This is a genomic window from Allokutzneria sp. NRRL B-24872 (genome assembly GCF_002155965.1).
Lineage (GTDB): Bacteria > Actinomycetota > Actinomycetes > Mycobacteriales > Pseudonocardiaceae > Allokutzneria.
Genome location: NZ_MUMH01000122.1, coordinates 20,724 through 33,308 on the forward strand (window position 1 = coordinate 20,724; position 12,585 = coordinate 33,308).

The 12,585-nt window shown below is 69.7% G+C and carries 12 protein-coding genes; 6 read left to right on the forward strand and 6 right to left on the reverse strand.

Annotation, left to right across the window (positions count from 1 at the left end; translation table 11 throughout):
* Window positions 1-74: 74 nt before the first annotated feature.
* A complete protein-coding gene (locus CCN37_RS28145) occupies window positions 75-1,223 on the reverse strand; it encodes a hypothetical protein (RefSeq protein WP_086826526.1) in 1,149 nt (382 codons plus the stop codon).
* Window positions 1,224-1,228: 5 nt separating this feature from the next.
* Window positions 1,229-1,795, reverse strand: a complete 567-nt coding sequence (locus CCN37_RS28150) for a TetR/AcrR family transcriptional regulator (protein WP_086826528.1) — start codon at window positions 1,793-1,795, stop codon at window positions 1,229-1,231.
* Window positions 1,796-1,846: 51 nt separating this feature from the next.
* Between CCN37_RS28150 and CCN37_RS28155 the strand changes: the two genes are divergently transcribed.
* Window positions 1,847-2,977 (forward strand): MFS transporter, encoded by a 1,131-nt coding sequence (locus tag CCN37_RS28155; RefSeq protein ID WP_168200897.1) that lies wholly within the window; start codon window positions 1,847-1,849, stop codon window positions 2,975-2,977.
* Here CCN37_RS28155 and CCN37_RS28160 read toward each other — a convergent pair.
* Together CCN37_RS28160 and CCN37_RS28165 are read right to left on the reverse strand one after the other, a co-directional pair.
* Window positions 2,934-3,758: a serine hydrolase gene (locus CCN37_RS28160; protein WP_143261849.1), complete on the reverse strand. Its 825-nt coding sequence runs from the start codon at window positions 3,756-3,758 to the stop codon at window positions 2,934-2,936. The two genes, CCN37_RS28155 and CCN37_RS28160, sit on opposite strands and share 44 nt — an antisense overlap.
* 89 nt (window positions 3,759-3,847) lie before the next feature.
* Window positions 3,848-4,234: a GntR family transcriptional regulator gene (locus CCN37_RS28165; protein WP_210408238.1), complete on the reverse strand. Its 387-nt coding sequence runs from the start codon at window positions 4,232-4,234 to the stop codon at window positions 3,848-3,850.
* Between the two features lie 105 nt (window positions 4,235-4,339).
* Between CCN37_RS28165 and CCN37_RS28170 the strand changes: the two genes are divergently transcribed.
* The 3 genes from CCN37_RS28170 (at window position 4,340) to CCN37_RS28180 (ending at window position 7,473) form a co-directional block, all read left to right on the forward strand.
* Window positions 4,340-5,119, forward strand: a complete 780-nt coding sequence (locus CCN37_RS28170; protein WP_143261850.1) for a hypothetical protein — start codon at window positions 4,340-4,342, stop codon at window positions 5,117-5,119.
* Window positions 5,120-5,405: 286 nt separating this feature from the next.
* On the forward strand, window positions 5,406-6,518 hold the full coding sequence (locus tag CCN37_RS28175; RefSeq protein ID WP_086826537.1) for an HNH endonuclease signature motif containing protein: 1,113 nt from the start codon (window positions 5,406-5,408) through the stop codon (window positions 6,516-6,518).
* Between the two features lie 19 nt (window positions 6,519-6,537).
* The gene (locus CCN37_RS28180; RefSeq protein WP_086826539.1) at window positions 6,538-7,473 is read left to right on the forward strand and encodes a pseudouridine synthase; all 936 of its coding nucleotides are present in this window, start codon (window positions 6,538-6,540) and stop codon (window positions 7,471-7,473) included.
* On the opposite strand, the gene CCN37_RS28185 is transcribed toward CCN37_RS28180, so the two are convergent.
* Both CCN37_RS28185 and CCN37_RS40190 read right to left on the reverse strand, forming a co-directional pair.
* Window positions 7,433-7,804, reverse strand: coding sequence for an anti-sigma factor antagonist (locus CCN37_RS28185; protein ID WP_246843359.1), 372 nt, complete (start codon window positions 7,802-7,804; stop codon window positions 7,433-7,435). The two genes, CCN37_RS28180 and CCN37_RS28185, sit on opposite strands and share 41 nt — an antisense overlap.
* A gap of 164 nt (window positions 7,805-7,968) precedes the next feature.
* Window positions 7,969-8,520, reverse strand: a complete 552-nt coding sequence (locus CCN37_RS40190) for a hypothetical protein (RefSeq protein ID WP_086826541.1) — start codon at window positions 8,518-8,520, stop codon at window positions 7,969-7,971.
* Window positions 8,521-8,801: 281 nt separating this feature from the next.
* On the opposite strand from CCN37_RS40190, the gene CCN37_RS28195 reads away from it, so the two are divergent.
* Together CCN37_RS28195 and CCN37_RS28200 are read left to right on the forward strand one after the other, a co-directional pair.
* Complete coding sequence (locus tag CCN37_RS28195) at window positions 8,802-10,838, forward strand: hydantoinase/oxoprolinase family protein (RefSeq protein ID WP_086826543.1); 2,037 nt, start codon at window positions 8,802-8,804, stop codon at window positions 10,836-10,838.
* Window positions 10,835-12,508, forward strand: coding sequence for a hydantoinase B/oxoprolinase family protein (locus tag CCN37_RS28200; protein ID WP_086826545.1), 1,674 nt, complete (start codon window positions 10,835-10,837; stop codon window positions 12,506-12,508). Before CCN37_RS28195 ends, CCN37_RS28200 begins: the two co-directional genes overlap by 4 nt.
* Window positions 12,509-12,585 lie beyond the last annotated feature (77 nt).

Consider the following 12,585-nt stretch of genomic DNA (forward strand, 5'->3'; position numbering starts at 1 on the left):
TGACGGTAGGCGGGCGCACTTGCACATCGCCTACGTTCAACCAGAGGACGAATCCCGCAGGTCCTGAAGCACCGTCAGCCCTCGCAGGACCAGGTGCTGCCACCGAGCGGGAAGGCGCCCGCACGGCGGAAGCTCGTCTGCTTCGGCGCCGCGATGACTCCGGTCCCTTCGACGCGGGTGTGCGGACCGAGCGTCCGAGGGCACACCGACAAGCGTCCGGCGACGGTCCTCGCCGCGAACTCCCAGCCGGGGAAGGGCGGTTCCGGTGGGTTGGGGTGGTGTCCGCGCTGGTCGATCCACACGCGAAGCTCGTCAGCGGTCGGCGCTGTGCCGGTCACCGGGTCCAGCGGTCCGATGCGCGGAACTTCGTGGGCGTGCCCGCACGTCCGCACCGTGACGCCGGATTCGGCGACTCGCCACTGCGTGTACTCGCCGCTTCCGGTGTCTGTCAGCTCCGTGTAGTGGTGAGCGGCGCCGAATCGGCGGCTGAGTTCTTCGCACAGGTGACCGGCGTCCTCGACGTGGAATTCACGGGAGAGCGCGAGCGTCCACCCGTTCAGCACAGGGCTCACGAAGACCTGGTCGTGGTGCCAGTCCCAGCCCGTGTTCAAGAGACCGAGGCCCATGCGCAAGGTCACCGGTAGCGGGTCGCACAGCCCGAACGCGTCCAGAACGGCGGCCTGGTCGCTCGTGGACACCGCGAACCACGTGATGTCGTGGAACTTCACTGGCGCGGGGACGTCAGGCTGCGCCAGCTCGATCCGGATCAGCCGCCGCAGCAGCGCGCGGTCGGCTGGTTCGATCTCGTACCACCCGAGCTCGGACAAGGCGAAGAGCGCGGCGTTGCGCGCCTTCACCGGCATGCGCGAGCGCCGTACGGCCCGCAGCAGCTCGGCGAGGGAGTTGCGGCCCTTCCCCGGCACCCCTTCGACGGGTGCGCGCCGGAGCTTCCAGGTCGCTTCTTCCCGAATCCGCTCGATGTCGCTGCCCAGCAGAGCCACCCACGCCGGAACAAGAGAGGCGTCGCTGAAGCCCTCGTACAGGTCGAGTTCGGGCAGCACGCCGCCGCCGAGCGGTCCCGGTGCGGGCCCGGCGGCCCACAGCGAGGTCAGCTGGCTCAGCCGCGTCCCGGGGCGCAGCCCCAGCTCGGCGGCCAGCTGGTCGTCGATCGCCGCGCCGGCTGGCGTCGCGGCCAGCTCGTGCTCCGCCGAGAGGGATTCCATTGGTGCTAAGCCCTTTCCAGCACGATCCGCGCGGCCGCCCGCGCCTGGCCGACGGGGTTGTCGAGGTGACCGATGAGCAGTCCGATGAGCGCGCCCTCGTAGAGCAGCAGCACGCGTTCGCCCGCCTCCGCCGACCCCGTCAGCTCGGTCAGCCGCGCGAGCAGTTCCGCCTTGTGCCGGTTGATCACCGCCCACGCGGGGTGCTCGCGGTCGGTCAGCTCGGCCGCCGCGTCGACGAAGGCACAGCCGCGCTCGACCTCGCCGGAGTCCGCCCACGCCTGGAGCGCGTCGAAGACCGACAGTGCTTTGTCCATTGTGGACTCGGCGGCGTCGGTGCGGTCGGCCCAGTTCCGGCTCCAGCGCTCGTGCCGGTGTTCGAGGTAGGCGACCACGAGGCCGTCCTTGCCGGAGAAGTGGTGGTAGAGCGTCATCGTGGCCACGCCCGCCTTGCCGACCGCGCGGTCGACCGGTGTCGCGGTGATGCCGTCCCTGCGGAACAGCTCGTCGGCCGCGGCGATGAGGCGTTCGCGGGCGGTGCCGCGCGGCGGGGAGGGCTTGCGCTTCGTCGGCATGCGAGTGAGTATAACGTGCGTTCTAGTAGAACGGGCGTTATAGGAGGGCGTGTGAGATCTGTCGAAGCGCGGCTGGTCGCGGCCGGGGTGGCCGTCATCGCCGTGACCTACGGCCTCGGCCGCTACGCCTACGGGCTGTACCTGCCGGAGTTCCGGGCCGAGTTCGGCATGAGCGTGGCCACCGCCGGTGCGCTGGCGTCGGCGGGTTACGCCGCCTACTGCTTCGCGGTCGTGCTCAGCGCGCTGCTCACGACGCGGTGGAGCGACCGGGGGACCGCGGTGCTGGCCGCAGCGACCGCGACCGCTGGCACTGCGTTGATCGCTACGGCGGGGTCAGGGGTGACGTTCGTGCTCGGCGTGCTCGTCTCCGGGGCGAGCACCGGGCTGGCCACGCCACCGTTGGTGTCGATGGTGAACCGGGGTGTCGCCGAGGTTCGTCGCGGGGCGGCGCAGGCGATCGTCAACGCGGGCACTGGTGTCGGAGTGCTCGTGAGCGGCCCGTCCGCGTTGTTCGCCAGCGGGAACTGGCGGGTGGCGTGGGTGTTCTTCTCCGCGCTGAGCCTCGCCGCGACCGTCGCCGTCTTCGTCGCGGGCCGAGATTTGCCGTCGCACCAAGGGAAAGCTGTGCGTGCTGGGCGGACGCCGACGCGGTTGGTGATCGCCAGCGCGGTCGTCGGTGCGGCGAGCGCGGCGTTCTTGACCTTCGGGCGGGATCTCGTTGTCACCGTCGGCGGTTTCGACGGCGGGCGCTCGGCCCTGTTCTGGATCGTGCTCGGTGCCGCCGGGATCGTGGCCGCGACGACCGGTGACGTGGTGGCGAAGATCGGGCTTGAGCGAGCTTGGCGGCCGTTGACCGCAGCGCTCGCCGCTGCCACGGTTTTCCTCGCTGTGGCGCCGAGTGCGGCGTTCGTGGCGGGTGCGGTGTTCGGCGCGAGCTACGTCGCGCTGACCGCGGTCATGGTCTTGGCGGCCGGTAACGCCTCCGCTGTCGCGGCGTCGTTCCTGGCTCTGTCGACCGGCCAGGTCGTCGGCGCCGTCGGGGTGGGCTGGCTGATCGACGCGGCGGGCTGGCTGCCCGCGTTCGCGATCGCGGCCGGTGTCGCGCTCGTCGCACCGGCCGCGACTGCGGTCACGTCGGTCACGGCGAGGTCGTCGAGCCGACCAGCCCGTGCAGCTCGCTGACCGCCTTCGTCACGGCCTTCTTCGCCGTGGGCCACGACGTGTTCTTGGGCCAGCTCGTCAGCACCACCACGACGTAGTTGTGTTTGCCACCAACCATTCCCGTCGTGTTGAGCACCACGCGGTCGTCCGTGCTGCCCCATCCCTGCTTGATCGCCCACTCCCGGTCGGAGAGGCCGCTGGGGATGCCGAAGTACTGGTCGAACCCGTCCGCTGCCGTGCGCGGCGCCGAGGAGAGCGCGTCGGTCAGCGCGATGCGGCGTTCTTTGGGCAGCTTCGCCGAGATGTGCTGGTAGATCCGGGCCACGTCGGCGGCCGAGGTCAGCGTCTCGCCCCAGCGGCCTGCCTTGGCGGGCGGACGGGTGTGCTGGAGCCCGATGCGCTCGCTCATCCTGCGCACGATCGCCGCGCCGCCGTTGGCCGTCCACAGCTCGCTGGCCACCTTGTCGTCGCTGAGCGAGAGCATCCGCTCCAGCCCCTCGGGTTCGGACTCCTTGCCCGCCAAGGCGTCCAGGGCGATGAGCAGCTTCACCACGGAGGCGGAGGGGAACAGCGCGGAGGCGTTCGCCCCGGCCACGTCGGTGCACCCGGTCAGGTCCACCATCGCGATCCCGGCCGACGCGCCGCGCGCGGCCGACTGGATGGCTCGCGCGGCGTCCTTGACCTCGGCGGACTGGCGGGAGGGCGAGATCTCCCCGGTGCACGAGGAGGCCCACGCGTCCCGGCTGGGCCACAGGGCGACGCCGAGTGCGACGGCGAGGGCCGCGGTCACCACCGGTGCCACGACCAGGAGCGTGCGTCGTTTCATGCTCAGAGGACGTGTCGTCCGAGCAGGGGTTGCACCCTTTCACCAATTAAGTAGTGAAAGGGTGGTCAGGGGCCGGGGAAGTGCTCCGCGCGCACGTCGGTGTACAGCGCGTCCAGGTCCGCCTTGCCCAGCCCGGCCGCGCGCGCGTGGCCCATCCACTTCGCCAGCTCGTAGCGCAGCGGGGAGTTGCGGCCGGTCTGCCCCGAGCCCAGCGAGCGGCGCACGAAGGTGCCCATGCCGCGCTTGGCCTCGACCAGTCCGGCGCGCTCCAGCTCGCGATAGGCCTTGAGCACCGTGTTGGGGTTGATCGCCGTCGCCTCGACGACCTCGCGCGCGGTCGGCAACTGGTCGCCGGGGGAGAGCACTCCGAGGCGAAGGGCCTGTTCGACCTGCTGGACCAGCTGGACGTACGTCGCGACGCCGGACCGCTGGTCGATCCGGAACTCGATCACGCGGCCAAGCATAGCCGCGGGCGGTCGGGCCGAGGTTCCGGGTGGACCTGTGACGGCCCGCTCACCAGCAAAAACGACTGGATTCGCTGACTTAGTATTCCGCTCATGAGCACTGGGGGAAGTACGCGCAAGGTGTGGATCGGGATCGCGGCGGGCGTCGTCGTCGCGGGCCTCGTCGCCGGGGGAGCGATCTGGCTGCTCGACGAGGACCTGCCGCTGGGCACCAAGGAGGGCGCGGAGGCAACGGCCTTCGGCCCCGACCGCTTCGGCAAGCTCAAGATCGGCATGACCAAGGACGAGGCCGTCGCCACCGGCGCCCTCGGCCCCGGCCCGGTGGCCGTGGTCACCGGCTGCGAGGACTACTCCTTCGCGGGTGGCCCGCTGCCCGAACCCGCGCGCATGGCACTGGAAGCCGCCGCGGAGAAGAGCTACGCCGCCGCCAAGAAGGAGAACGACGACATCCGCGTCGCACTCGACGAGCACCGCGCCAAGGGCGGGAAGTCGGCCGAGGACTACGCGGTCTCGGCGGATCTGTACGCGAAGTCGGCGGAGGCGCTGAAGAAGATGTCGGTGGCCTCGGCGGAGTCATCCGCCCGGTCGTCCTTTCGCATTCGCCGGTCTAATGAGCACGGCGGAGTGTCTTTTGGTGGCGGGAAGCTGCGGTTGATCTCGGCGCCGCCGTTCGCGAAGACGCCGGAGGGGGTTGGGCGGGGGACCTCCGTCGCGGATCTGAAGAAGGCTTATGAGGGTCGGGGGATGGTGGAGGACCGCGGTCGGTATTCGGTTGCGGTGGAGGGGCATCCGGAGTGGAGTCTGGCGTTTGATGTCTCGGACGGGAAGGTCGCTTCGTTCTTGATGTTGAGTTCTGGTGTTCGGTGTAGGTGAGGTTTTTTTTCTGGGGTGCGGCTGGGCTTCCAGGTTGGGTTGGGTTCGCTGGTTCCTGCGTGGGGTCGGCTTGACCTGGGGCCCCTTGCGCGTGCCGTCATTGGCCGGGCGGGCACGGGATGAATCCCGGCCCACGCGGACGAGCGTATGGCACGCGCACCCCAGGTAAAGCCGACCGGTTTGTCTCGCGGCTCACGTTCCAGCGTGGGGCTTTCGGCATTTCGGACGCCTGGGAATTCACCCCTTAGAGCCATGATCCACTATTTAAACGGCGTAGAATAGAGGTATGGATTCCGACGCCGTCTTGAAGGCGGCCTTCACCGGCATGGGCAAGGCCGTAGCCGACTTTTCCGTGACCCTGCTCGACTACATTTCTGACCTTGATCCGCGCGATCGGGAATTCTCCGAGGAGATCCTGATGCGTGAACTGCGCGTCTCGCGGGTCAAAGCAGCCAGGCTCATCGACCGCGCCACGGATCTCACCTCTCGCCCGGGAGTGTTGAAGGCGTTGGCCGAAGGCCGAGTCGACGAGGGCAAAGCACTCATGATCATCGACCTGCTCCGAGTCCTCTCGGCCGTGCACGCCGCGATCGCCGAAGAAGCCCTGCTGGCACACGCGGAGAAAAACCCCTACTCCACCACCCGCCAGTACGCGGTCCGCTTCATCCACCGACTGGACCCGACCGCTGCCGAGCGTCGGTTTCAGGAGAAGCGCAAGGCGCGGTTGGTGGAGAAGATCAACCAGGACGACGGCATGGCCCTGCTCCGCGTACTGATGACTGCTCATGATGCGGCGATGGTCTATGACCACATCAACCGCATCGCCCGATCCCTCCCGAAGGATGACCGCACCCTGGATCAGAAACGATCCGACATCGCACGCGATTTGTTGCTGGGCAACGACACTCCTGCTCCGCAGGGCCGGACGATGGTGTACCTGACGATGCCGATCACCTCAGCACTCGGTCTCACCCAGGACCCGGCGATCCTGGGTGGTTACGGCCCCATCCCGGCACCGATCGCCCGCGAGATCGCGGCGGGTGGGGTGTGGAAGCGGATCTTGACCGACCCCGTGACGGGAGCGGCTGAGGAGATCAGCAACGTCTACCGGCCCACCGCCAAACAGCGAGAACTCATCGCGGCCCGGTACCCGACGTGCATGGCGATCGGCTGCAACCAACCCGCACACCGCTGCGATCTTGATCATTGCCGTCGCTACAACGGCGAGAACACCACGATCGACAACCTGCGGCCGAAGTGCCGTCGGCATCACCGGATGAAGACCCATTCGAACTGGACGTGCACCAACAACGACGACGGGACGCACACCTGGACCACGCCGAGCGGGAAGACCGAAGACGTCCACCCCGTCCCGATCGCGGAACCGGCGCCGTTCTGAGGCGGGCTAGGGTGACGCGGTGAGACGTCGGCCCACACCTCCGTTGCCGCAGCGCAACGGGCTCGATCCCGCGCGCCTGCGGTTGCCCGCCGAAGGGGAGTGGGCGACGGTGCGGGACCACCTCGTGGAGCGGTTGCCGAGGGTGGCGCCGGAGCGGATCGACATGATGCTGCGCGAAGACCGCATCGTGGGGCTCGACGGGCCGATCAGGGTGGACACGCCCTATCGGCCGGACTCCTACGTGTGGTTCCACCGGGACCTGCCGGTGGAGGTGCCGGTGCCGTTCGAGATCGGGATCGTGCACCAGGGCGAAGATCTGCTCGTGGTGGACAAACCGCACTTCCTCGCCACGATCCCGCGCGGGCAGCACGTGATGGAGACGGCGCTGGTGAAGCTGCGGCACGACCTCGGGTTGCCGGAACTGGTGCCCGCGCACCGGTTGGACCGCGTGACGGCGGGGCTCGTGATGTTCGTGGTGCGACCCGAACTGCGCGGCAAGTACCAGACGATGTTCCGGGATCGGTTGGTGCACAAGGAATACGAGGCGATCGCGCGGCACGATCCCGCGTTGGAGCTGCCGTGCGTGGTGCGCAGCCACATCGTCAAGGAACGCGGCGTGATCACGGCTACCGAGATCGGCGACGTGGCGCCGAACAGTGAGACGCTCGTCGAGCTGGCGGAGCACCGGGACGGCGTCGGGCGCTACCGGCTGCTGCCGAGGACGGGGCGCACGCATCAGCTGCGCCTGCACATGAGCGGGCTGGGCGTGCCGATCCTCGGCGACGACTTCTACCCGGTGCTGACCGAGAAGCCGTTGGACGACTTCACCCGACCCTTGCAGCTGCTGGCGAAAGTGCTGGCCTTCACCGACCCGGTGACCGGAGAACCCCGGCGCTTCGAGAGCCGTCGCGAACTCAGCGCCTGGAACCGTCCCGGGGAGTGGGCGGCAGGCTGAGGGCCTCGGCGACGCTGCCGAACACGTCCAGGGTGCGGTCGAGATCGGTGAGGCTGATCGGGCGCAGCACCGGCGCGGTCGTGGCGACCACGCGCAGCGGCGTGCGCTGGTCAGCGCAGATCTTGTGGTGGTGGGCCAGCAGGGTGAGCCCGTCGGAGGAGAAGAACTCCACCCTGGTCAGGTCGAGCACCACCGGGGCGGGCGGCGTTGCGAGCGCTGAAGCGGTGGTGACCTCGGTGTTGAGGGTCGGGCCGCTGGCGAGATCGACCTCGCCGAACACCGTGACCACGACGGCGAAACCGCGCAGCTCGCGCTGGATGTGCAAGTTCAAGTTCAGCAATGCGCTGTCGACGGGAAGCACCGCGACCCTCTCCCTTCGCGACTGCCGGCGACAGCCGAGTCGGGGGGAGGCTGTCGGGGCGACGCTCTAGGACAGTAGTTCGGCGTACGCCAACGTCAAGCCGCTGAACAGGGAAAACGCTACGCCCGATCGGGTTATCTGGTGTACGCCAGCGCGGTCAGCGCAACACCTGTCGCCTCGACGACCCTGCGGCCGACGCCCGCGCGGTCCTCCGACAGGCACGCGACGCCGACCACGACGGCGCCCTCCTGGCGCAGCACGCCGACCAGGCTGGCGATCATGTGGCTGTCCGACAGCGCCGCGTCCACGACCAGCACCCGGCTGCCCGCCAACTGGTTGTAGGTGAACAGCTCGGCGCCGCGCGGGCTGGGCAGCCTGCTCTGGTTCAGCCGCCACGCCAGGTGGTACGGCAGCCCCGAGGCCAGCGACAACGCCAGCGTGGGCACGATCCCGTCCCCTTCGAGGCCGAGCAGCACCTCGGGCGTCTCGTGGTCGGGGCCGGCGGTCCACTGCGACCACATCGCGTGCCCGACCTCCATCAGCCGCGCCGGCTGAACCGGGCTCGCCACCCCGTCCAGCTCGTGCACCACCCGGACCGCGGGCATCTCCGGCGGCAGGTCCAGGCACAGGATCTGGCAGGCCTGGAAGTCCACGTCGGGAGCCTCCGCGCGGTCAAGAGCGGTCATCGTGCTGCTCTCCCATCCGGCCTGCAAGGCACAGACAAACTCAGCTACAGGCCACATTCGACTACAAGCAACGAGGTCATCACTCTATGAAGTGACACCACTTCGGGAATGGGCGGTGAGCACAGCGCGAGTCGGTCACACTGTGCGCTCCGCTAGACATGGGATGTCTAGGGAGCGCGGTCGCGGTTCGCCGCCCAGGTAGGCGCGATGCACTGCGCGGCGGCACCTGGCTGTCGGTCGTGCACAGAAGATCCATTCGGCCGCTGTCTACCCTCCGCGCCATGGGCGGAGCACGGGTCTCGATGGACATCGGCGGCACGTTCACCGACGTGGTCGTTTACGACGAAACGGACAAGCGGTACCGGATCGGCAAGTACCCGACGACACCCGCCGATCTCGCCGAAGGCGTGCTGGAGGCGGTCGCCTCGGTGGTCGAGCGGCCCGCCGACATCTCCTTCCTGGTGCACGGGACGACCCAGGGGCTCAACAGCCTGTTGCAGCGGCGGGGTGTGCGGGTGCTGCTGCTGGCCTCGGCGGGGGCGCGCGACGCCTACCACATCGCGCGCGGGCCCCGGACCAGGATGTACGACCTGCACTTCCGCAAGCCGGAACCGCTCGTGCCCCGCCGCGACATCGCCGGGATCGGCGGCAGGCTGGACGCCTCCGGCGGTGAACTGGAGCCGCTGGACGAGCGCGCCGTGCGCTGCGCCGCCGCGCGCTACCGGGACGAGGGCTTCGGCGGGATCGCGGTGGCCTACCTGTTCAGCCACCTCAACCCGGCGCACGAGCTGCGGACGCGGGAGATCCTGGTCGAGGAACTGGGCGAGGACGTCGCGCTGTCGCTGTCGCACGAGACGGCCAACGAGTGGCGCGAGTACGAGCGGACCTCTTCCGCGGTGGTGGAGTCCTACATCGGACCGGCCGTCCGCACGTACCTGGCACGGCTCGGCGGGGAGCTGGCGCGGCGGGGGATGAGCGTGCCGCTGCACGTGATGCAGTCCTCCGGCGGCATGATCACCGCGGAGTCGGCGCGGCGGCGGCCGTTGCAGACGCTGTTGTCCGGGCCGGTCGGCGGGACCATGGGCGGCGTCGCGCTCGCGCGGGCGATGGCCCGGCCGAACCTGATCTACGTGGACATGGGCGGCACGTCCTTCGACGTCTCGATGGTCGTCGACGGCGAGCCCGACGTGACGCCGGAGGTGCGGCTGGACGGGCTGCCCATGCTGATGAGCGCGGTCAACATCCACACCGTCGGCGCCGGTGGCGGGTCGGTGGCGTGGGTGGAGGCGGGCGGCCTGCGGGTCGGACCGCACTCGGCGGGCGCGCGGCCCGGCCCCGCCTGTTACGGCGGCGGTGGGGAGCAGGCCACGGTCACCGACGCCAACCTGGTGCTCGGCCGGATCGAGCCGGAGTCCTTCGCGGGCGGGCGCGTCACGCTGAACCCGGAGGCGGCGCGCGAGGTCGTGACGGAGTTCGGCAGCGCGCTCGGGATGGGCACGACCGCTGCGGCAGAAGGCATTTGCGCGGTGGCCAACGCGAAGATGGCGCAGGCGATCCGCACGATCACGGTCGCGCGCGGTATCGAGCCGAGGGACTTCGGACTGGTCGCTTTCGGTGGCGCCGGGCCGATGCACGCGGTGTTCCTGGCGCGCGAACTGGGCATCCGCGAGGTCGTGGTGCCGCGCTTCCCCGGGGCGTTCTCCGCGTGGGGCATGCTCCAGACCGAGATCCGCCGCGACCTCACCGAGCCGTACTACCGCCTGGACGCGGACGTGGACGGCGTCGACCTGGCGAGCCGACTGGTGGGGCTCGCCGAGCGCGGGCTGAGCGCGTTGGACGGCGAAGGCGTTCCGGAGGCCGCGCGGCGCGTCGAGCACGCGGTGGATCTCCGTTACGCAGCACAGGAATACGCGCTCACCGTGCCGTTGACGAGCGCCGAGGAACCCGTGCGGCCGGAGTTCCTCGACGTCATCGCGACGCGCTTCGGCAAGCTCCACGAGCAGCGCCACGGGCACGCCAACCCGGGCGCCCCGGTGGAGTTCGTCGCGTTGCGCACCACCGTCTACGGCGATCTGGGCAAGCCGGACTCCGAGCGGCTGGCGAAGGCGGAGGGGGACTTCCCGCACACCCGACGCGCGGTGGTCTTCGACGGCGAATCGGTCGAGTCGCTGATCGTCCAACGCGCGGATCTGCTTGCCGGACATGCCTTTCAGGGCCCAGCACTGGTGCTCGAAGCCACCGCGACGACCGTGGTCCCGCCCGGGTACGGGGTGCGCGTCGACGAACTCGGCTCACTGGTGATCGAGGAGACACGATGAGCATCGACCCGGTCACAGTCGAGATCATCCGCAACGCGCTCACCTCGGCGGCCGAGGACATGAACGCGATGCTCATCCGCTCCGCGTACACGCCGGTGATCTACGAGTGCGGGGACTGCGTGGTGGCCCTGCTCGACGCGGAGCACCGGGTGCTCGGTCAGTCGGCGGGTCTGCCGATCTTCCTGGGGAACCTGGAGGTCTGCACGCGCTTCACCGAGGAGCGCTTCGGCGCCGACGTGTGGCGGCCGGGGGACGTGTGGATTCTCAACGACTCCTACCTCGGTGGCACCCACCTCAACGACGTGACGGTGTTCGGGCCGGTCTTCGTCGGCGAGCGCCTGGTGGGCTTCACCGCGACCAGGGCGCACTGGATCGACGTCGGCTCCAAGGACCCCGGCGGCTCGATGGACTCGGTGACGATCTTCCAGGAGGGCCTGCGCCTCGGGCCGCAGAAGCTGATCTCCGGCGGCGAGCCCGTGTACGGGGTGCTGGACACGGTGCGCACCAACGTCCGCTTCCCGTACCCGACGATGGGCGATCTCACCGCGATGACCGCGACCATCGAGATCGGCCAGCGGCGGCTCGCCGAGATCGTCGAGCGCTTCGGCGCGGAGTCGCTGCGCGCGGCGGCCGAGGAGATCTTCGACCAGACCGAGCGCATGGAGCGCGCGGTGGTCCGCGAGATCCCGGACGGGGTCTACCGCGCGGAGGGCTTCCTGGACAACGACGGCATCGACCTGGAGACGCCGGTCGCGGTGCGGCTGAAGATCACCGTCTCCGGCGAGGACGTCACCTTCGACATCACCGAGTCCGCCGACCAGACCGTCGGGCCGGTCAACTGCGGTGCTGCGCAAGCGGTTTCGGCGTGCCGCGTCGGCTACAAGATGCTCATCAGCCCGGACATCCCCGGCAACGGCGGCTCGTTCCGCCCACTCACCGTCGAGGTGCGCGAGGGCTCGGTGTTCGGCGCGCAGGCCCCGGCCGCGTGCCAGTGGTACTTCTCCCACCTGGGCCTGCTGATCGACCTGGTGGCGCGAGCGCTGGCGCCCGCCATGCCTCGGCGCGTGGCCGCCGCGAGCCACGGCGACTCGATGATCGTGCAGTACGCCGGGGCCGATCCGCGCACCGGCCGCGACTACGTGAGCCTGGAGGCCACGCTCGGCGGGTGGGGCGCGTGGGACGGCGGCGACGGGGAGACCGCGCTGATCAACAACGTCAACGGCTCGCTCAAGGACATGCCGATCGAGGTCTTCGAGACGCGTTTTCCCTTGCGTGTCAAGGAGTACGGCATCCGGACGGACTCCGGCGGTGCCGGGCGGTGGCGCGGTGGCAACGGCGTGGTCCGCGAGTACGTCGCGCTGCACGACTGCTCGCTGTCGCTGTGGTTCGAGCGCTCCGTGACGCCCGCGTGGGGGCTCTTCGGCGGTGCAGGCGCGGTGGCCCCGGAGGTGGTGGTCAACCCCGGTCGCCAGGACGAGCGGCGGCTGCTGAAGTGCAACGGGCTGCGCCTGCGCGCCGGTGACGTGGTGCGCTGCCTCACCGGAGGAGGCGGTGGCTACGGTCCCGCTGCCGAGCGCGACCTCCGCCTGGTCGACGCCGACCTGCTGGACGGCAACGTCAGCCCCGGCCACGCGCTCCGCGAGTACACCACCCGCACCTCAACCCCGTAGCCCCCGCGCCCGCCAGGAATCCGTTTCGTACTCCAAGCAGGAGATGGGAGCGCTCTATTTCCCGTTAGGAGTACGAA